Genomic DNA, 18,800 nt, shown 5'->3' on the forward strand with positions numbered 1-18,800 from the left:
CAGTTAGCCCCAGCCCTACCAGCACCTCAACTCCGCGTCCCACTGAAACCCCCACCATTACTCCCACTCCTCTCACTGCCACAGTGACGCGGAAGGTCTGGGCACGCAATGGTTGTTATGAGGAATACACTGCCATCGCCCAGATTCCAGAGGGCGGGGTCGTCCGCCTCTTGCCCGCCGAGCGCCGCTTTGATGCGCTTTCGCGCGAATGCCTCCTGGTGGAATACGTTGGTGAGACGCGTACCATCATCGGCTGGATTCTCATTGCCGACATCCAATAACCCATGAAACGTCTTTCCCATCTTACCCGCATTTCTTTCCTGCTGGCCTTTTTCTTCGCCCTCGATAAAGGGGTGGCTTTTGTCCGCCAGGTGATCATCGCGCGACAGTTCGGCCTCTCTGCCGAGTTAGATGCCTTCAATGTGGCCAACAACGTCCCTGATCTGCTCTACGCGCTTATCTCTGGTGGGGCGCTTGCCATGGCGCTCATCCCCGCCCTTTCTGCCACCCTTACTACCCAGGGAAGACGGGTTGCCTGGGAGCTTTTTTCACGCATCTTCAACCTCGTGTTTCTGGTTACGGCCACCCTCTCCCTTCTGGTGGCCATTCTGGCCGGGCCGCTGGTACGCTGGGAAGTAGGTGTGGCCCCCGGATTCGGCTATCAGCAACAGGAAGTGGTTATTCAATTAATGCGGCTCAATCTGATTGCCACTCTCATCTTCTCAATATCTGGTCTGGTGATGTCGGGGTTACAAGCCAACCAGCATTTTTTGCTTCCGGCGATGGCCCCCATCCTCTACAATGTGGGGCAAATCTTTGGCGCGCTGGTGCTTTCTCCCACGCAAGGGTACACCCTGGCCGGAGTTACTCTACCCGCCTTCGGTTTAGGCATTCATGGATTGGTTTATGGGGTCATTCTTGGGGCCGTTCTGCACCTTGGCATTCAGATTCCTGCCTTAATTCGCTACCAGTTCCGATGGATCCCTTCTCTTGGATTAAAAACGGCCTCTGTTCGCAACGTGCTCCGTCTGCTCGGACCACGCATCCTTACTGTCTTTTTCATTCAACTCATCTTTATCATCCGCGACAACCTGGCCTCACGCCTTACCGAAGGCGCAGTGACCTCCTTGACTTACGGCTGGATGTTTCAACAGGTTCCTGAAACCCTGATCGGAACCGCAATCGGCACAGCTTTACTGCCTACCCTGTCAGGGCTGGCGGCTCAAAAAGAACTGGATGCCTTCCAGAACACCATCGAGCGGGCCATCCGTGTTTTGATTGGCCTGACCATCCCGGTGGCGGCTGTCCTCAGCATTGGTCTTGGGCCGCTCCAGGCCGCGGTATTCGGTTTTGGTGAAGAAGGCACCCGCCTTCTGCTCTGGACAACCCGGGGCTTTCTGGCAGGGTTGCTTGGTCATGCCCTCATGGAAGTCGCCTCTCGCTCTTTCTATGCCCGCCAGGATGCTCTCACTCCTCTCCTCACCGGTGCGGGGAATCTGGTTGCATACATCGCGGTAGGCTTGCTCCTCTACCGCCCGCTTGGCCCGGCCGGGATCAGCCTGACTGATGCCATTTGTTTTACGGCACAGGCGCTCATCCTGCTGGCTCTCCTTGGTCGAAAGCTGGAACATCCCTTTCAGGCCGGGAATACCATTCCAAGGGCACTGCTGGCCGCTCTGCTGGGCGGCGGGGTTGCCCTGGGGGTTCAAAGCCTCTCCATCTGGGAGCACAGCCCTTTGTTTGGGTCTTTGACAGGAATGGCCTTCGGTATGGTCGTCGCGGTACCCCTTATCTGGCAGGAACTTCGCCTGCTCCTTCGCCTGTAACCTACGGACAGCCTCAAAATTGTAAGGTATAATTGCCCGCATGTCTGATTCTAACCTCGAGAACACCCAACCTTCCAGACCCACTGAAGACCTCGAAAAAACCCGGGTCAGCAAAGCCCGAGCGGAGAACTCCAACCTGGAAGTCACCCAACCCGTAGTGCCCCCCTCATCCGAATCCAACCCGCCGGTTGCTGAATGGCGTCCTCCTCTTTCCGAACCCGATACCACCCCTCCGTCCCGTTCCGGGCGACCACGACGCTGGCCGTGGGTGCTTGGTGGTCTGGTGTTGATTTTCCTTTGCGGAGCGCTTGGGGGCTTCCTCGGCTATCGTGCGGCGCTGAACCTGCGCGCCCAGGTGAATGCTGAAGAGGTGGCCAGAGTTGCCACGGAACAGTTTATGCTCGCCCTGCAGGAACAGACCGCCGGGAAATATGACCTGGCACTCAAACGCTACGAATACGTCATTTCACTCGACCCGAACTTCCCTGGTGTGCAGGAAAAACTGACCGAGGTCATGATGGCCATCGCCCTCGCACAGACCCCCACGGTCACTCTGCCCGTTGCTACCCCCACCCTCACCCCCACACCAGACACCCGTGCCGAGGAAGAAATCTTCAACAACGCCAGACAATTGCTGGCCAACAAAGAATGGTCCAAAGCGATTGAAGTGCTTGATACCCTGCGCAACAAGAATATCGCCTACCGCACCGTAGAAGTGGATGGTATGTATTACATCGCACTGCGGTTCCGTGGTCTGGCTAAGATCAATGCCGGCGCACTCGAAGAAGGTCTCTATGACCTGGCCCTGGTTGAGCGCTTCGCTTCTCCGCTGGATGTGGACGCTGAAGGTGTGCGTACCTGGGCCAGAATGTACATCGCCGGTGCCTCCTACTGGGGAGTTCGCTGGGATCAGGTGATTCATTACTTCTCCCAAATCTACCCATACTACCCGGCCATGCGTGACGCAACCGGGATGACCGCCATCGAACGCTATCGGGTGGCCTTGATCAAATATGGAGACCAGCTTGCCTCAGCCGGGAAATATTGCGAAGCCTATGAACAATACCAGGCATCGTACCAGGTGGGACCCGATTCAGCTCTCGACCCCACTGTCACGGCTGTGTTCACACTGTGCCACCCGGCCACAGCCACACCTCAACCCACAGTTCCGCTGACACCCACCCCCACCGTCGAAACGGTTGTTCCTACGGTTGAGACCCCAGCACCAACCCAGGAAACACCCACCGAAGCCCCCAGCCCCACTCCCTGAGAAGGGCACTCCCCCTCATGGCGGTTGGCTCACCGTTCCTGCTCACGCTTCTTTACTGGTTGCACATGCTCGCGACCGTAGCCTGGCTGGGGAGTCTAAGTGGTCTGGCTCTCATTTTTCTGCCTGCCGCTCGAAAATCCCTGGATTTGCCCACCTACGCCCTCCTGCTCGGGCGCATCCAGCCTCGTATCCAGCAGATTGGATGGCTGAGTCTGGTCATTCTCGGCGCTACCGGGATGTTTCAGATGAGTGCCAACCCCAACTACCATGGATTTCTCTCCATCGATACACCCTGGGCAAAAGCCATCCTCACCAAGCACCTTGCGGTTTTGGTAATGGTAGCCCTCAGCGCCTGGAACACCTGGTGGGTTCTGCCGGCCCTCCACCGCCTGACACTGCTCCGCCAGGCAGGGAAGACACCCGCTTCCGGCGAACAATCCCGGCTCGAACGTCAGGAAGCCCTACTCCTGAACCTTAATCTGGCTCTGTCAGTGATTGTTCTGGCGCTTACAGCCTGGGCGCGTTCCAGTTAACCCCACCACCGCTAGTTCCCTGTTGATTCCACTATGACGCCCGTCAAATCGTGCACCATTGCTCCCGTGATGCGCACTGATACGATCTCCCCTACCGGGGCCTGTCCCTCAATAAAAACCATTCCATCGATCTCTGGAGCATCGTGGTACGCCCGCCCCACCGTGATTCCCTGGTTGGCCCCTTCGACAATCACCTGTTGCACCTTTCCCACGTAGGATTGATTACGCTCCAGCGAGATCTTCTCCTGAAGTGTGGCAAGTCGTTGCAGGCGTTCCTCCTTCACTTCCCGGGGTATGGGGTCACCCAGCGGCTCACTGGGAGTGCCTTTTTCAAAAGAGAAGGGGAAAATCCCCACATGATCAAAGCGGGTTTCTTCGACAAACCTTAAGAGGGTTTCAAATTCCTCCTCAGTCTCACCAGGGTAACCCACAATAAAGGTGGTACGCAGGGCCAGATCCGGGATAGCTGAACGCATTTTCTCGAGCGTTCGAACCACCCAGTCCATATTTGCTGGGCGGCGCATCCGCTTGAGGGTCTGCGGGTGGGCATGTTGCAGGGGCATGTCGAGGTAGGGCACAACCCGGGGTGATCGAGCCATGACTTCGATTAACCGATCGGTCACGTACCCCGGATACGCATATAGAATGCGCACCCAGGGTATCTCAGGAGCCTCACGCAGGATTCCTTCCAGCAGAAAGGAAAGACCATCCTTTAGCCCCAGATCATGACCGTAATCAGTCGTATCCTGCGCAATCAGGATCACCTCCTGCACCCCGGCCTTCTGCAACGCACGGACCTCTTCAAAGATCGCCTCGGGAGGACGGCTTACCGCAGTGCCTTTAATCAGAGGAATGGCGCAAAAGGCACATGGACGGCGACATCCATCCGCAATCTTCAGGTAGGCGCTCGTCCCCTGCACCGAAACCCGGTGCACCCCTTTTTCATCTTTGCCCACAGTTGGAACATCGGGCAGATGATAAAGGGGTTGAGGATACTGCTGACCCGGGCGCAACTGCTGGACAAGGTCTACAATATCCATCCAGCGGCGCGTTCCAAGAATGCCATCGATTCCGGGAACCTCAGAGGCCACCTGCTCACGGTATCGTTCGGTGAGACAACCGGCTGCTACTAAAAACTGCCCTCGTTTCTTGCGCTTCGCCAGTTCCTTTAACGTCTCTATCGATTCCTGACGCGCCGGACCAATGAATCCACAGGTATTCACAATCAACACATCTGCTTCTGAGCGTTTGTCTGTGGGACGATAACCGGCCTGAGAAAGCAATGTACCCATAGACTGGGAATCGACCGTATTCTTCGCGCAGCCTAAAGACACAAGGTAGTATTTTTTACTCATGAGTTCACCAGTACCTTTAAGGAACGAGGGGCGTTACAGTTGGTGTGACCGTAGAAGTGCCGGCAGTTGGAGAGACCCCCGGTGTGAGGGTGTTCAGTTGGGTCGGAGTTGGGGTTGATGTGGGCATGGGCGTTGGTGTGAGAATTCCATTCTGGGTGAAGGTCATGCGCAACACTGCTCCCATTGCACCCAGAGGGCCAAGATCCTGTTGGTTGAAGAAAATCTGAAAGGCCGCTGCATTGCCCGATACCAGTTCGATGGTCTCTCTGGCTGAAAACGGGTAGGCATTTCCAGGAACAACCCGCCCATTGAATTTAATGACTCCGTCAGCCACCACCCGCAGAAAGGCGCGCTGCCGGGCAACAATATAAATTTGAAGCGGATCTGTATTCAACGGAGCAAGTGTGGCCGTGGGAAGCCCGCCAGAAACGACCTCCTGAGCACCCGGTGAAGGCGTTTGGGGTGTTTCCGATCCACCCTCAGAACCCTCCCCCCCCGAAACGTCGAGCGTCGCTGTGGGGCTGGCCAGCAACACTTCACCTACCGATGGCAAAGTAACCCGAAGCTGATCATTCCGGGTAGCACTGACACGTAAGGCCGTCCATACGACAAAGAGAAACAGCGCGCCAATCATTCCCGCACCAATCAGCAAATCGGGGGTGAGCAAACGCCGCAAGGGAGATGCCGGGCGTGCCCCCCGGCCTGTGGGCTGACCCGCTTTTTCTGCCGGCATCCGTTCCAGCCTGCGCATCTGCAGGGCCTCAGCAAATCGTAAAAGAATCGCCTCTCCATCCAGATTGAGGAACGCAGCATAATTGCTGAGCAATCCCCGGCCCTGCACCAGTGAGGGGAGTTCATCCATCCTCCCGCTCTCAATCATCCGTAGCGTTTGCTGGCGCATTCGGGTATATCGCTCCACTTCACCAAGAGAAAGCCCCAATGCTTCCCGCCGCTGGCGCAACATCTGGCCAATTTCCTTAAAAACGGCTTCCGAACCAGACGCCCTCTCTTCAGAAGGAACAGCATCAGCTGGTTCCTCCGCCGCTTTCACAGGAGAATGGATGACCTCCGGTACCTGGTCAACCGGTACCTCCTGCACCGTAGAGGATTGCCCGGTGACATCCATGGGCATAGAAGCTGTAGAAGCGGCAGTTTCTACCGGAAGTTTCCCCTCCCACCGTAAAACCAGGGGTTCTGCCGAGAGGCCCAGAAAGCCCGCATACAGACGAAGAAACCCCTTTGCCTGTACCGCCGATGGCAGAGCCGTTGCATCTCCCCGCTCCAGCGCTTCCAGATAGTTTCGTCGAATGCGGGTCATCTGAGCCGCCTGATCCAGGGTTAACCCCCGATCTATGCGAGCCTGTTTAAGCGTTTCACCAACCCATTGCGACATGCTAAAAATTGTAATCCACTTTGGAGAACAAAGACCGGCCAGCTTTCTCCCCCATTCCGGAGATGATAGCCAGCCGGTCTTTCACTGCAAGAGGTTCAATCAGGCCTGATCGCCTTCTGCGACTACATCTTCTGCGGGGGTCTCGGTGGAGGGCAGTTCAACCACTTCGCCTTCGCGATGCACGATGACGCGGATTTCGGGAATCAGGTCAACCGTCAGACGGACAAGGACGCGGAACTCACCCAGATTGCGAATGGGCTCCGCTTCGATCTGGTGGCGAGAAATGGTCGCCCCAACTTTTTTGCTCAATGCCTCGGCGATCATGGCCGTCGTGATCGACCCGTAAAGTTTGCCCGTCTCACCAGCCCGGGCCGGGAAGGTCAGGACAACATTCTTGAGCAGGTCGGCCAGACCACTCATCTCTTTATTCTGTTCTGCCCGCTGGGCAGCTGCCCGCGCCCGAATGGCTTCAACCTGTTTGAGGGCTCCGGGAGTGGCAAGTACCGCCAGCCCCTGAGGTAACAGGTAATTCCGTCCATACCCATCGGCAACACGTTTCACGTCGCCTGCGCGGCCCAACTTATACACATCTTTGATCAGGAGAACTTTCATGTTTCAAGCCCTTTCGAAAAAAAAATAGAAATAGTCGCCCTGACGAAGGGTACAACGTCACAGGCGGGCAGAGTATACCAGCGAATCTCAGAACCGTCAACGCACCCCACTGGTAAACCCTTCTTATAGAGGGACATCCCACGGCGCGACCTCTTTGCCGTTCCCCGTTTGTTGATAAAGTGCACTGAAAATGGGCTCCCGAAGATCAGGGAAGCAATCGGCCACACCGGCAAGCAAGCCAAAGCAACCGGCAATCATCATATCCCCGAATGGAGCGGCAAACCACGGCCTGAGTTTTGAGCCACGCAGCAGAGCGCGCCGCGGACCGGTCACCACCAACCGAATACCCTCTCCATGTAAATCAAACGGCCTTGGATCATAAACCAGCGCCCCGTGTCCCATGCTCCCAAAAACATCTGCGTGAGTCAGGCTTCCATCGGCCAGGGCTTCCAGCAGGGCTTCTAAACGCTCTCGATCCATCAGCCCTGTGTGGTGCTCAAAGACGCCTTCTATTCCACCCGGTCCCATGCGGAACGCCAGCGTATGAAAATTACCCACATTGGTGACAACCACCCGCTCCAGTCCGCTCACCTGTACGTTAAACATGGCCCCCAGAACCGCCGCCGGAGCGGTATCCATGACCACCAGCCTGGTATCAACCTCTCTGGCACTCCGCGCAACCGCCTGAAGACGGGTCAGGATTGGAGGAATATGCTCCGCCGGATAAGCAAACGCTGTAAGGCGGTTTTCAGCGCGTATACGATCATTCAGATAATCAAAACGAAATTGACGATCTGAGACACCCGGAGGCGCCGCACCATGATCGAAGACCCCCACGGCCACCGCCGCAAGGTCGTCCAGCGCCACACCGAACTCCCAAAATGCGCGGCGGATAGCCCCAAAGTCGAAATCCCGCATTTCAACGTGCGCCGCTTTCCCCATCACCCCCGCGACTTCTTCATCACCGATAATTTTCACTCCCAAAGCGCTCACCTCGTTGAGGTCATCATTGAGCGTTCGAGCCGCCTCAGGGGTGGCAAGCACGGGTAATCCGGCTTTGAGGTGGTCTTCTACGGCCCAGGCACACGGCCCTCCACCCATTAACAGACCCGTCATTAACAACGGGCGATGTTCACGGGTAGCCTGCTGGATACGTCTCCGGATGATCATCGTCGGAGAGGGCAATACCAGCTTATAGGCATTTTCCACATCGAGGCGGGAATCAAACAGGACAATATCTTGCGTCCCGGTTCCAATATCCACTACCAGAATTTTCATGGCTGCCTCAAAATGGGCCATGTTTTTTCAAAATGGATCAACTTTTCTCTCGGCGAAGCCCATACGCCCTGATCACCGGTAATACAACCAGAATGCCGGTATTCGGCGAATCAAGCCGGCCAACTACTTTTTCCGTCGCCGCCACCACCCTGTCCACCATGGCCTCATCTTCGACCACAGTAAAGAGGGTGCGGTTCAGCAAATCTTCATGCTCTTCGAGAAGGGATTTTAAGCTTGGAATCAGCGGCACGTCTTCCCGAAGTGCAAAATGGTCACGGATGCGGCCAATGCCCGTAGAAGGCAAGATCGTCACTCCCGAGACACCTGAACCTTGCCATGCATCCAGCACTGCTTTGAGTTTTTCATCATCATGGAGTACATAAAGAACGAAAAACATCAAGAAGCCTCCTTGACCAGACGAACTGCCGCCGTAGAACAAACCCTCCGCAGCATCGGCGGTGTTACCAGGGTAGTCACCAGCACCATACCAACGATTGTGGAAAAAATCTCTGGCTCAAGCAACCCGGATTCCAGACCAACCGAAGCCACAATCAGACCGACCTCGCCTCGTGAAATCATTCCTGTTCCCAGCTGGAGTGATTCGCGCCAGCTGAATCCTCCCAAGCGAGCCCCCAGGCCAGCCCCGACCAGCTTTCCTGAAATAGCTACCGCACTGATGATTAAAAAGAGCCACAGCGCGTTGATCGGCATCTGCCGGACATTGATCTGCAGGCCAATATTTACGAAGAAAATAGGGACGAAAAAACCATATCCAAGAATCGCAAACCCGTGTTCGATGGTGCGTTTCTCCGGGGTTCGTCCCAGCATCAGACCAGCTACAAAAGTACCTGTAATAGCCGCCATTCCACCAATTAACTCTGCGGCCAACCCATAAAAGAGCATCACCACTACTGCCAGAGCAATCGTCCCCTGGCTGATCCCCAGATGAGCCACCTTGTGGAACACCCATGGGAGGATATAAAGACCCACTCCCACCGATATTACCAGGAAAGCGATCATCTTCAATACCGTCAGACCAATGGCCGCCAAACCACTATCTCCACCAGAAAGAGCTGTGAACACAGAAAGGAGCAGAATCACCAGAATATCATCAAAAACTGCCGCTCCGAGTAATCCCAGCCCCACCCGGCTCCGCAGGACATTTAACTCCATCAACACCTGCGCAGAGATACTTACACTGGTCGCCCCCAGGGTCAGGCCAAGGAAAATCGCATGATCCGACGGAAGTTGAAACATCCTTCCCGCCAGCCACCCCATCCCCACAGGCACCAGCACCCCCAGGATTCCAGCCAGCGCGCTCACCCTGGTGTTACGCGTCAGGTCGTCAATCTCAAGCTCCAGACCGGCCAGGAACATGAGGGTCAACACCCCCACCTCTCCCAGTTCATAGAGCACCTCACCCAGGTGCTTATCAGTAATGATCTGGATATGGGTCAGATCCAATAACGAAGGCCCGAGAATCAGACCGATCAATAATTCCCCAAACACACTGGGCTGCCCAATGCGAGTGCTCAGGTAACCGGCAGCTTTTGCAGCCAGAATGATTACAGCCAGGGACAGAATTAATTGCAGAAATGGGCTCATATCGTTTGGCTACTCTCATATCAGGAAAGATGTCAAAAGTTTACCATAAATTTATCCACTCCCTCAGCCGGCAGGGATTCGGTTATACTGGGAACAGCTAACCCCATGGGAGAACGATTCGATGAGCCTCCAAGACGAGCAAAAACACTGGGAAGAGAAAATTCTCAAACCACTGCTCAGCAAATATCCCGAACGCAAACCTGAGTTCACCACATCCTCCGGGATTCCTCTGCCGCGATTACTTACAGGGAAAGAAATTGATTACCTGAAAGATTTAGGCTTCCCCGGCCTTTATCCTTTCACGCGGGGTGTCCAGCCTACCATGTACCGGGGACGCTTCTGGACCATGCGCCAGTATGCCGGGTTTGCAACCGCTGAAGAATCAAACCGTCGTTATCGCTACCTGCTTGAACAGGGGCAAACCGGATTATCGGTAGCCTTTGATTTGCCCACGCAAATTGGCTACGATGCTGATGACCCTATGGCCGAGGGAGAAGTCGGGAAAGTAGGCGTGTCGATCTCCTCCCTGGAAGACATGGAAATCCTCTTCCGAGAGATTCCCCTGGATCGGGTTTCTACCTCGATGACCATTAACGCCCCGGCGGCTATCCTCCTGGCCATGTACATCGCCGTAGCTAAAAAACAGGGCATTGACTCCAGCCGGTTGCGAGGCACCATTCAAAACGATATTCTCAAAGAATATGTGGCCCGCGGCACGTATATCTTCCCCCCGGCGCCGTCCATGCGCCTGATCACCGATATCTTTGCCTACTGCTCCCGGCACGTTCCTTACTGGAACACAATCAGCATCTCAGGGTACCACATCCGCGAGGCAGGAGCTACCGCTGTTCAGGAAGTCGCTTTCACCCTGGCCAACGCCATCGCCTATGTAGAAGCCGCCCTGAAAGCGGGCTTACAGGTCGATGAATTTGCCTCGCAACTCTCGTTCTTCTTCAATGCACACAACCATTTTCTGGAAGAAATCGCCAAGTTCCGCGCCGCCCGCCGCCTGTGGGCCGAAATTATGCGCGAGCGGTTTCATGCCCAGGATATGCGCTCGTGTATGCTGCGTTTTCACACGCAAACAGCCGGTTCCACGCTCACGGCCCAGCAACCCGAGAACAACATCGTGCGGGTCACCCTGCAGGCTCTCGCGGCGATCCTGGGGGGGACTCAATCGCTTCATACCAACAGCATGGATGAAGCCCTCTGGTTGCCAACCGAAAAGTCGGTACGGGTGGCACTGCGTACCCAGCAGATCATTGCTTACGAATCCGGGGTAGCCGACACCGTAGACCCGCTTGCCGGGTCTTTCATCATCGAATACCTCACAGATGAAATTGCCAACCGCGCCCGTGCATACATCCAGCGCATTGATGAATTAGGCGGTGCTCAGAAGGCCATTGAAAGCGGCTACATGCAGAGCGAAATTCAACAGGCGGCCTATCAATACCAGACGGCGGTCGAGAAGCGTGAACAAATCGTGGTGGGCATGAATGCCTTTCAGGTAGAAGAAGATATCACCCTCGAACGATTGAAGGTTGACCCCTCCATCGAGATAGCCCAACGCACCCGCCTGGAAAAACTTCGTCAGAGGCGCGACCCGCAAAAAGTGAGCGAGCTACTCACCCGTCTGGAGAACGCCGCGCGTGGTACCGAAAACCTGATGCCATTGTTGATTGAATGTGTGGAACAATACCTCACACTTGGAGAAATTTGCGGTGTTTTACGCCGCGTTTGGGGAGAATACCAGCCAGCATCCTGGTTGTAAGACAGGATCAACAGGAGACCAATTTCAATTATGGCCGAGATTAAAAAAATTCATCATATTGCTATCGCGGTGGCCGATATAGACAATGCCCTTTCTTTCTGGCGCGACGCACTGGGGTTGGAACTGCACCACACCGAAGACGTTCCGGGGCAGAAATCTGTGGTGGCCTTTTTACCAGTCGGTGACAGTGAGGTTGAACTGGTGAAACCGACGGATGAAGACTCAGGAGTGGCCAAATTCCTGGCTGAACGCGGTGGTGGGATGCACCACCTGTGTTTTGAGGTGGATGACCTCGCCGCCAAACTGACCGAATTGAAAGCCAGGGGAATCCGATTGATCAACGAAACCCCTGTGGAGCTGCCCGGTCGTAAGATGGCTTTTATCCATCCCAAAAGCACCGGCGGGGTACTGGTAGAGCTTTACGAAGTGCTTGCGTAAGGTTCTGTGTATTAAAACAACAAGAGGGCTGTCCTGATAAAGGCATCGGACAGCCCTCTTTTTATTCTCTGGATCAAAGACCTGCTGCGCGTCGGAGCACTTCAGCTTTATCCGTGCGCTCCCAGGTAAGATCAAGATCATCACGACCGAAATGGCCGTATGCCGCTACCCGGCGGTAAATTGGGCGGCGCAAATCGAGGTCACGGATGATCGCACCCGGGCGTAAATCAAAGTTCTCGCTGATTAATTGAGCGATTTTCTCGTCCGGAATATGCCCCGTGCCGAAAGTTTCAACGTTGATGCTTAACGGGCGGGCCACCCCAATAGCATAGGCCACCTGCACCTCACACCGCGAAGCCAGCCCTGCGGCAACCACATTTTTGGCCACCCAGCGAGCGGCATACGCCCCTGAACGATCAACCTTGGTAGGATCTTTCCCGGAAAATGCTCCCCCTCCGTGCCGGCCCATGCCGCCATACGTATCCACGATGATCTTTCGCCCGGTCACCCCGGCATCACCCATCGGGCCGCCGATCACAAAGCGCCCCGTAGGGTTGACGAAAACTTTCATCTTTTCATCCACCATGGCTTCAGGCAGGGTCGGCAAAATCACATGCTCCAGCACCGATTCGCGAATTTCGGCATGCGAAATATCAGGCGCGTGCTGGGTACTAACCAGCACTGTATCCACCCTTACCGGCTTCCCATAATGATATTCAACCGTCACCTGGCTCTTACCATCCGGGCGTAACCAGGGCAAAGTACCATTCTTGCGCACCTCCGCCAAACGCCGGGTAAGTTTGTGAGCCAGATAAATCGGGGTGGGCATCAGGGTGGGGGTCTCATCACAGGCGTAACCGAACATCATTCCCTGGTCTCCCGCACCAATGGCCTCGATTTGAGCATCACTCATCTCGCCAGCTTTGGCTTCCAGAGCTTTATTGACCCCCATGGCGATGTCGCCCGACTGGGCACAAATCGCCGACATCACGGCACAGGTATTGCCATCAAATCCCTTCTCCGTGCTATCGTAACCAATCCCTCGCACTACATCACGCACCAGTTCGTCGAAATTCACAAATGCATTGGTGGTAATTTCCCCTAATACCATGATAAAACCCGTCTTGGTGGCAGTTTCACAGGCCACCCGAGAGTACGGGTCCTGCTCCAGACAGGCATCGAGAACTGCATCACTGATCTGATCACAAATCTTGTCCGGGTGCCCCTCCGTGACCGATTCGGATGTGAACAGATAGCGGGGTGTATTCATGAAAGTCAAAGTCATACTCCTATACTCCTTAACAAAAAAATTCCCCTCACGGAGTACACGAGGGGCATCGGATCAAAATTACGTGCGGCTGCCCTCTCATCTTCCAGTACATCCGTCTGACGGAATTAGCACCTTAGTGCGAGAAGCCTTCTGGCTTGGCCACCAGGTTGCCGAGGTTTCATCGGGCCGGTCCCTCCACCTCTCTGGATAAGAGTGCCGTAAGGGGCTATTCGATTTTCGATACGCATGTTATCATAATTTTGTCCCAATGTCAAAGAAAATGTCAGACCGTTTCCTTTGCCTGGTCGTTGATAAACGATCCCTCTCCCAGTAGAGGGCCCAGTGAAAATGCCCCACCGCCTCTTGAAAGCCCGTTTTGGGGGGCTTTCTCCCCTTTTCTCAGGTCTGGTCTTTCTCGCCTGCTTCTTTCCCTTGCTCTTATATATCCTCACAGGTAGGTATGCGCGCTTCATTCAAGATGATTACTGTTATGCGGTTCACCTGCGTTCGCATGGACTGGCAAATTCCTGGCTGCACGCCTACCTCAACCCAACACCCTTCTCAGGAAACCGGGTCTCACTCACCTTTTTTCTCGACCTGACCCAAACCATTGGTTCATCCTCTGTGCCCATCCTTCCCGGCTTGATGATTCTGTTATGGCTGGTGGGTATGGCGCTGCTCCTCCACCGGCTTAACCGCCTCTTTCGCTGGCAAATTTCTCCGCTCACATCCCTGGTACTCTCCACCGGTATCCTTGCCTTTACCCTCTCGCAGGCTCCCAATCTCACCCAGGTTCTTTACTGGCGTCCGGGCATGTTTCCATACCTTGCTCCTCTTGTGTGCACAACCTGGCTGCTCTTTCTGATCACTTCCTGCAGCTTCCAGCAACCCGCACCCTGGATTCTCTTCCTCATCGTGATCCTGGCCGGATTATCTGGCGGGTTCTCCGAAACCGCCGCAGCATTCAACACCGGATTATTTTCCATCCTGCTCGCCGCATCCTGGGCAGGAATGTCCCGGAAGAACGACCTCGCCAGACGCGGCTTTCTCCCGCTCTGGGCGGCCTTGTTCGGAAGCCTGCTCGCCATGCTGGTATTAATCCTCTCCCCGGCAGCCCGTTTCCGGCAGGAAACCCTGTTTCCTCAGCCACCCGGGTTCCTCGACCTGGTAAACATTACCCTTGAAAGTACACGGTTCTTCGTGATCCATTCACTGTATCGGGTGACGTTACCTGCATTCGCCGTTGGCGGGCTGGGCTTTTGCCTTGGGGCATGGAATGACACCTCACATCCTCCGTCCCATCCATTATCACTTTCCCGGCTGGGGTTCCGTATTTTGACCGCTTCGATAGCCGCCTTTATGATATTGTTGTGCATCATGGCACCAAGTGCGTATGCTGAGGCAACCTACCCGGAGGCACGCGTCTTACTTATGGCCCGCCTGGTGATGGTGATCTACGTGGGGCTTCTGGGGTGGTGGCTGGGAGAATTGAATGCCACATGGGAGCAACCTCAGAATTTATTTGCAGTGATCCTCACACCCGTGGCCACGGCCTTTCTCTTCAGCATGTTGATTTTGCCAGCCTCACTGGAGACCGAACCGCCCTACCCGGAACTTCGGGACTATTTCAAGACTCATCCAGTGATCGGTGTGGGGATTTTGCTCGGAGGGTTATGGTTCGGGCTTGGATTGTCTCAATGGCTCAAGTCAAAATTTCCACGGGCGATAATAGTAGTCCTCACCCTGGCTTTCCTGGTGCAACCCATCTTCGATGGATACCAGGCCTGGTTCTCCCTGCCAGATTTTCAATTGCGCGCCCAGATGTGGGACTTTAGAGATGGACAAATTCGCCAGATGGCCAGCGCCGGAGAAAAACAGATTATCGTTCAGGCCCTCGATTCCCTGGCTGGTCTTACCGAATTACAGGAAAACCCCTCGCACTGGGTCAACAATTGCGCGGCAGCGTATTATGGGGTAACAACGATCCGTGCCGTGGAACCTGTGCTTAATCCCCCGATCCATCGCTGACCACGGCTTGCGTCTCCTCACCCCGTCGAACGGTATAGACGTCCAGGTCTCTCACTACCACGGTCTCCGGGAAAATCGCCTGAGCCTCGGCAAGAATGTCTTTCTCGCGATACCGGCGGGAGATATGCGTCAGAAACAGGCGCTTCACCCCGGCTTTTCTGGCAAGTTCAGCCGCCATTCGAGCTGTGAGGTGCGAAAACTGGCGCGCCATTTCTCGTTCTTCTTCCAGATAGGTCGCTTCAATCACCAGTCCGTCAGCATCCCGTACCACTTCCACCAGGCTTTCTGTCTCTCCGCAATCTCCCACGTGAACCAGGCGCGTTCCACGCTGAACCTCTCCGAGCACATCTTCAGGGTTTATTCTTCTCCCATCCGCCAGGGTGATCGCTCTTCCCTGCACCAGCTCACGACGCACAGGGCCAGCCGGGATGCCCAGTGCATCGGCTTTCTCCGCCAGGAAGGGACGTCGGGAATGCTCTTCAAACAGATAGCCCAGGCTTTCACTCGCGCGGTGACGTACCGGAAAGGCAGTAATGGAAAAGTCGTCTTCCTCAAAAAATTTTCCGGGCAGCAACGGGATCAGATCCAGGGCCATCGGTGGAGCGGCTCCACGCAGTACCACCCGGGTTAAAAGATCATCCACCCGTTCCAGCGCAGAACGCGGCCCGAAAATTTGCAGATGATCGATCGTCTCCCACCGCATGAAGGTAGAAAGCAGGCCAGCCAGTCCAAGGATGTGATCAAGATGCCCATGGGTGATGAGGATTTTGTTTAACTTTTTAAAACCAATCCCGGCAGCCAGAATCTGTCGCTGTGTTCCTTCTCCACAATCCACCAGAAAGCGGTGTTCTCCGTGCAAAATCACCTGAGAAGATAAACCACGCCGCACTGACGGCGCAGAAGCCGAGGTTCCCAAGAAGACAATTTCAAACATGCATCATTACCTGCCTCTGCCAGGCGCTTCATCTCGATGAAATGGGCAGGGCCTTATCCTTCTTTCGTTTTTGCCGGGTTTGTAGCAGCCTGCAGGAGACTTTCACTGGCATCCATCGCTGGCAGGTATGCCTGACTCATATACTCCTTGAGCATCCGGCGGGTACTGAATTGCGGCACCAGGGTACGAATTGACTCTTTGATACGTTCAATCCAACTGTGTGGAATTCCATCACTGCTACGATTGTTGTAGTAGAGCGGGATAATTTCATTTTCCAGGGTCTCATAAAGGCTCTGCGCATCCGCGGCATCCTGCTGATCGGCGTCAGAGTAATCCACATCACTCCCAATCGCCCAACCGTTATTGCCGTTATACCCTTCGCGCCACCAGCCATCCAGTACCGAAAAATTCAGGGTACCATTCATGGCCGCTTTCATCCCGGAGGTTCCCGAAGCCTCATTCGGGCGGCGGGGCGTATTCACCCAGACATCGACACCCTGCACGAGCAATCGCGCCAGGTTCATATCATAATCTTCAAGGAAAACCAGCCGCCCGCCAGAACGAGAATCCTTCACTGCCCGGTAAACCTGCTGAATGAGCATTTTTCCGGGTTCATCAGCGGGGTGGGCCTTGCCAGCAAAGATAACCTGAACCGGGCGCGTCTCATTGGTCACGATGCGAATAAAACGATCCAGATCACGCATGATCAGGTTTGCCCGCTTATACGTAGCGAAACGACGTGCAAACCCCAGCGTGAGCGAATAGGGTTCAAGCAACACACCCCCGGCTACCACCTGCACCGGATGAAAGCCTCCCCCCACCCACTGGCTTCGGGCACGTTCGATAGCGTAACTCACCAGTTTATTTTTAAGGTGACGACGAACCGCCCACAATTCAGCATCAGGAATATTATCGATCATCGTCCACATATCCGGGTCATCGATGTTCTCGCGCCAATCCGCCCCCAGATACCGGTCGAAGAGAATCTGAAGACGGCGGGCCATCCAGGTGGAAGCATGCACCCCATTGGTTATGTGGCCGATAGGAACATCCTCAACCTTCCGGTCGGGCCAAAGCTTATGCCACATGGCCCGTGAGACCTTCCCATGCAGTTCAGAAACCGCGTTGGCCTTTCCCGAAAGACGAAGCGCCAGAACCGGCATACTGAAGGTCTCCCCCCATTCCTGCATATTCCGTCCGAGGTCCACAAACCGTTCGCGGTCAATCTTCAAATCTTCCCAGATATGAGAAAGATATTTATCAATCAGCCAGAGGGCAAATTCATCGTTCCCGGCAGGCACCGGGGTATGCGTGGTGAAAATATTCGTCTTGCGCACCCGATCCATGGCTTCTTCAAAGCTCATTCCGGCCATCACCATCTCTCGCATGCGCTGCACAGTGAGAAACGCCGAGTGACCCTCATTCATGTGCCAGACAGTCGGTTGGTAGCCCAGTTCATGCAACGCACGCACCCCGCCGATGCCTAACAACATTTCTTGAGAAATGCGCACCTCGTGGTCGCTGGAATACAGACGGGCAGTCAACATCCGATCAGCCGGGTTATTGGCATCCACATCGGTATCGAGCAGATAAAGCGGAACCCGCCCAACCTGAACCTGCAATATCCGGGCAAACACCTTTCGCCCAGCCAGAGTCACCGAGACCATCAGGGGTGTACCATCTGAGCGGTTTAGCAGTGTGACCGGAAGGTCATCAAATTTAAGCTCAAGGTTTCGGGTTTCCTGCCAGCCGTCTTCTGTAATCCGCTGAGAGAAGTACCCCTGGGTGTAATAAAACCCCATCCCCACCAGGGGCAGGCCCATATCGCTGGCCTCTTTGAGATGATCGCCCGAAAGCACTCCCAGCCCACCGGCATATACAGGAAGCGACTCATGCAGACCAAATTCAAAGGAGAAATAGGCGATCAGTTGATTTGGCTTTGAGGGATAATTCCGGCTATACCAGGTATCTTCGGCGCTCATGTACCGGTCAAAATCACGCATCACCTGGTCATACAACTCAAGAAAATAGCGGTCATTGGTAGCTGCATTAAGGCTGGGGCGCTCCACTTTCCGCAGAAATGCAACCGGGTTGTGATATACCTTTTCCCATAAAGTGCGGTCTATTTGTATGAAAAGGCGCTGCGCGCCCGGATTCCATACCCACCAAAGGTTATAGGCCAGTTCACTCAATCGGCTGATACGCCGCGGCAAACTGAAATGATTGGGGGTCTCGCGTACAAGATCCATAGACAACTTCTTTCTATCCTGTCTATTAATTTAACGAATTCAGGCAGAAATTCACCTGATCGTCCTCAACGGAGGCATTATACCACAGCGAAAGAATCCACCCATTCCGTGATCGTTCCAAAGCTGGTAAAAAGGTGGTTAAATGGATGTGGGGTAGTTAGCAAGCCACCCCACATCCGACGAACAGAGAGGCACACCTGGAATGCGCCTGAACCTCATTTTACCAAAAGTTGAACCG

The 18,800-nt window shown here is 54.9% G+C and carries 15 protein-coding genes, 1 pseudogene and 1 riboswitch; of the genes and pseudogenes, 7 read left to right on the forward strand and 9 right to left on the reverse strand.

Going from position 1 to position 18,800, the window contains the following annotated elements; genetic code table 11:
• The 4 genes and pseudogenes from ATHL_RS10555 to ATHL_RS10570 form a co-directional block, all read left to right on the forward strand.
• Positions 1 to 281, forward strand: a pseudogene (locus ATHL_RS10555) (hypothetical protein); the annotation flags it as partial.
• Between the two features lie 3 nt (positions 282 to 284).
• Positions 285 to 1,826, forward strand: a complete 1,542-nt coding sequence (murJ, locus tag ATHL_RS10560) for a murein biosynthesis integral membrane protein MurJ (protein WP_062193313.1) — start codon at positions 285 to 287, stop codon at positions 1,824 to 1,826.
• 40 nt (positions 1,827 to 1,866) lie between these two features.
• Positions 1,867 to 3,096, forward strand: a complete 1,230-nt coding sequence (locus tag ATHL_RS10565) for a tetratricopeptide repeat protein (protein WP_062193316.1) — start codon at positions 1,867 to 1,869, stop codon at positions 3,094 to 3,096.
• 17 nt (positions 3,097 to 3,113) lie between these two features.
• Entirely contained in the window at positions 3,114 to 3,629 is a 516-nt protein-coding gene (locus ATHL_RS10570; RefSeq protein WP_062193319.1) for a DUF4149 domain-containing protein, read from the forward strand.
• A gap of 11 nt (positions 3,630 to 3,640) precedes the next feature.
• On the opposite strand, the gene rimO is transcribed toward ATHL_RS10570, so the two are convergent.
• From rimO to ATHL_RS10600, 6 genes are all read right to left on the reverse strand, one after another.
• Positions 3,641 to 4,984, reverse strand: coding sequence for a 30S ribosomal protein S12 methylthiotransferase RimO (rimO, locus tag ATHL_RS10575; RefSeq protein ID WP_084001364.1), 1,344 nt, complete (start codon positions 4,982 to 4,984; stop codon positions 3,641 to 3,643).
• Between the two features lie 16 nt (positions 4,985 to 5,000).
• The gene (locus ATHL_RS10580; RefSeq protein WP_062193325.1) at positions 5,001 to 6,377 is read right to left on the reverse strand and encodes a helix-turn-helix domain-containing protein; all 1,377 of its coding nucleotides are present in this window, start codon (positions 6,375 to 6,377) and stop codon (positions 5,001 to 5,003) included.
• Positions 6,378 to 6,476: 99 nt separating this feature from the next.
• The gene (gene rplI, locus ATHL_RS10585; RefSeq protein ID WP_062193328.1) at positions 6,477 to 6,989 is read right to left on the reverse strand and encodes a 50S ribosomal protein L9; all 513 of its coding nucleotides are present in this window, start codon (positions 6,987 to 6,989) and stop codon (positions 6,477 to 6,479) included.
• A 123-nt stretch (positions 6,990 to 7,112) separates the two neighbouring features.
• Positions 7,113 to 8,267 (reverse strand): DUF1786 domain-containing protein, encoded by a 1,155-nt coding sequence (locus ATHL_RS10590; RefSeq protein WP_162787671.1) that lies wholly within the window; start codon positions 8,265 to 8,267, stop codon positions 7,113 to 7,115.
• Positions 8,268 to 8,304: 37 nt separating this feature from the next.
• Positions 8,305 to 8,664 (reverse strand): P-II family nitrogen regulator, encoded by a 360-nt coding sequence (locus ATHL_RS10595; protein WP_062193332.1) that lies wholly within the window; start codon positions 8,662 to 8,664, stop codon positions 8,305 to 8,307.
• A complete protein-coding gene (locus tag ATHL_RS10600; protein WP_062193335.1) occupies positions 8,664 to 9,872 on the reverse strand; it encodes a cation:proton antiporter in 1,209 nt (402 codons plus the stop codon). Before ATHL_RS10600 ends, ATHL_RS10595 begins: the two co-directional genes overlap by 1 nt.
• A 121-nt stretch (positions 9,873 to 9,993) precedes the next feature.
• On the opposite strand from ATHL_RS10600, the gene ATHL_RS10605 reads away from it, so the two are divergent.
• Both ATHL_RS10605 and mce read left to right on the forward strand, forming a co-directional pair.
• Positions 9,994 to 11,643, forward strand: a complete 1,650-nt coding sequence (locus tag ATHL_RS10605; protein ID WP_062193336.1) for an acyl-CoA mutase large subunit family protein — start codon at positions 9,994 to 9,996, stop codon at positions 11,641 to 11,643.
• 30 nt (positions 11,644 to 11,673) lie between these two features.
• A complete protein-coding gene (gene mce, locus ATHL_RS10610; protein WP_062193339.1) occupies positions 11,674 to 12,081 on the forward strand; it encodes a methylmalonyl-CoA epimerase in 408 nt (135 codons plus the stop codon).
• A 73-nt stretch (positions 12,082 to 12,154) separates the two neighbouring features.
• Here the strand turns inward: mce and metK are convergent, their stop codons facing one another.
• The gene (gene metK, locus ATHL_RS10615) at positions 12,155 to 13,366 is read right to left on the reverse strand and encodes a methionine adenosyltransferase (protein WP_162787672.1); all 1,212 of its coding nucleotides are present in this window, start codon (positions 13,364 to 13,366) and stop codon (positions 12,155 to 12,157) included.
• A gap of 78 nt (positions 13,367 to 13,444) precedes the next feature.
• Positions 13,445 to 13,565: riboswitch (SAM riboswitch) on the reverse strand.
• A gap of 134 nt (positions 13,566 to 13,699) precedes the next feature.
• Between metK and ATHL_RS10620 the strand changes: the two genes are divergently transcribed.
• Positions 13,700 to 15,379 carry a DUF6056 family protein gene (locus ATHL_RS10620; RefSeq protein ID WP_062193341.1) on the forward strand — a complete coding sequence of 560 codons (1,680 nt, stop codon included), beginning with the start codon at positions 13,700 to 13,702 and terminating at the stop codon, positions 15,377 to 15,379.
• On the opposite strand, the gene ATHL_RS10625 is transcribed toward ATHL_RS10620, so the two are convergent.
• Positions 15,357 to 16,313, reverse strand: coding sequence for a ribonuclease Z (locus ATHL_RS10625; protein ID WP_062193344.1), 957 nt, complete (start codon positions 16,311 to 16,313; stop codon positions 15,357 to 15,359). The genes ATHL_RS10620 and ATHL_RS10625 overlap by 23 nt on opposite strands.
• Positions 16,314 to 16,366: 53 nt before the next feature.
• Positions 16,367 to 18,562, reverse strand: a complete 2,196-nt coding sequence (gene glgP, locus ATHL_RS10630; RefSeq protein WP_062193346.1) for an alpha-glucan family phosphorylase — start codon at positions 18,560 to 18,562, stop codon at positions 16,367 to 16,369.
• Positions 18,563 to 18,800: the final 238 nt, after the last annotated feature.

This window comes from Anaerolinea thermolimosa (genome assembly GCF_001050195.2).
In the GTDB taxonomy this organism is placed as follows: domain Bacteria; phylum Chloroflexota; class Anaerolineae; order Anaerolineales; family Anaerolineaceae; genus Anaerolinea; species Anaerolinea thermolimosa.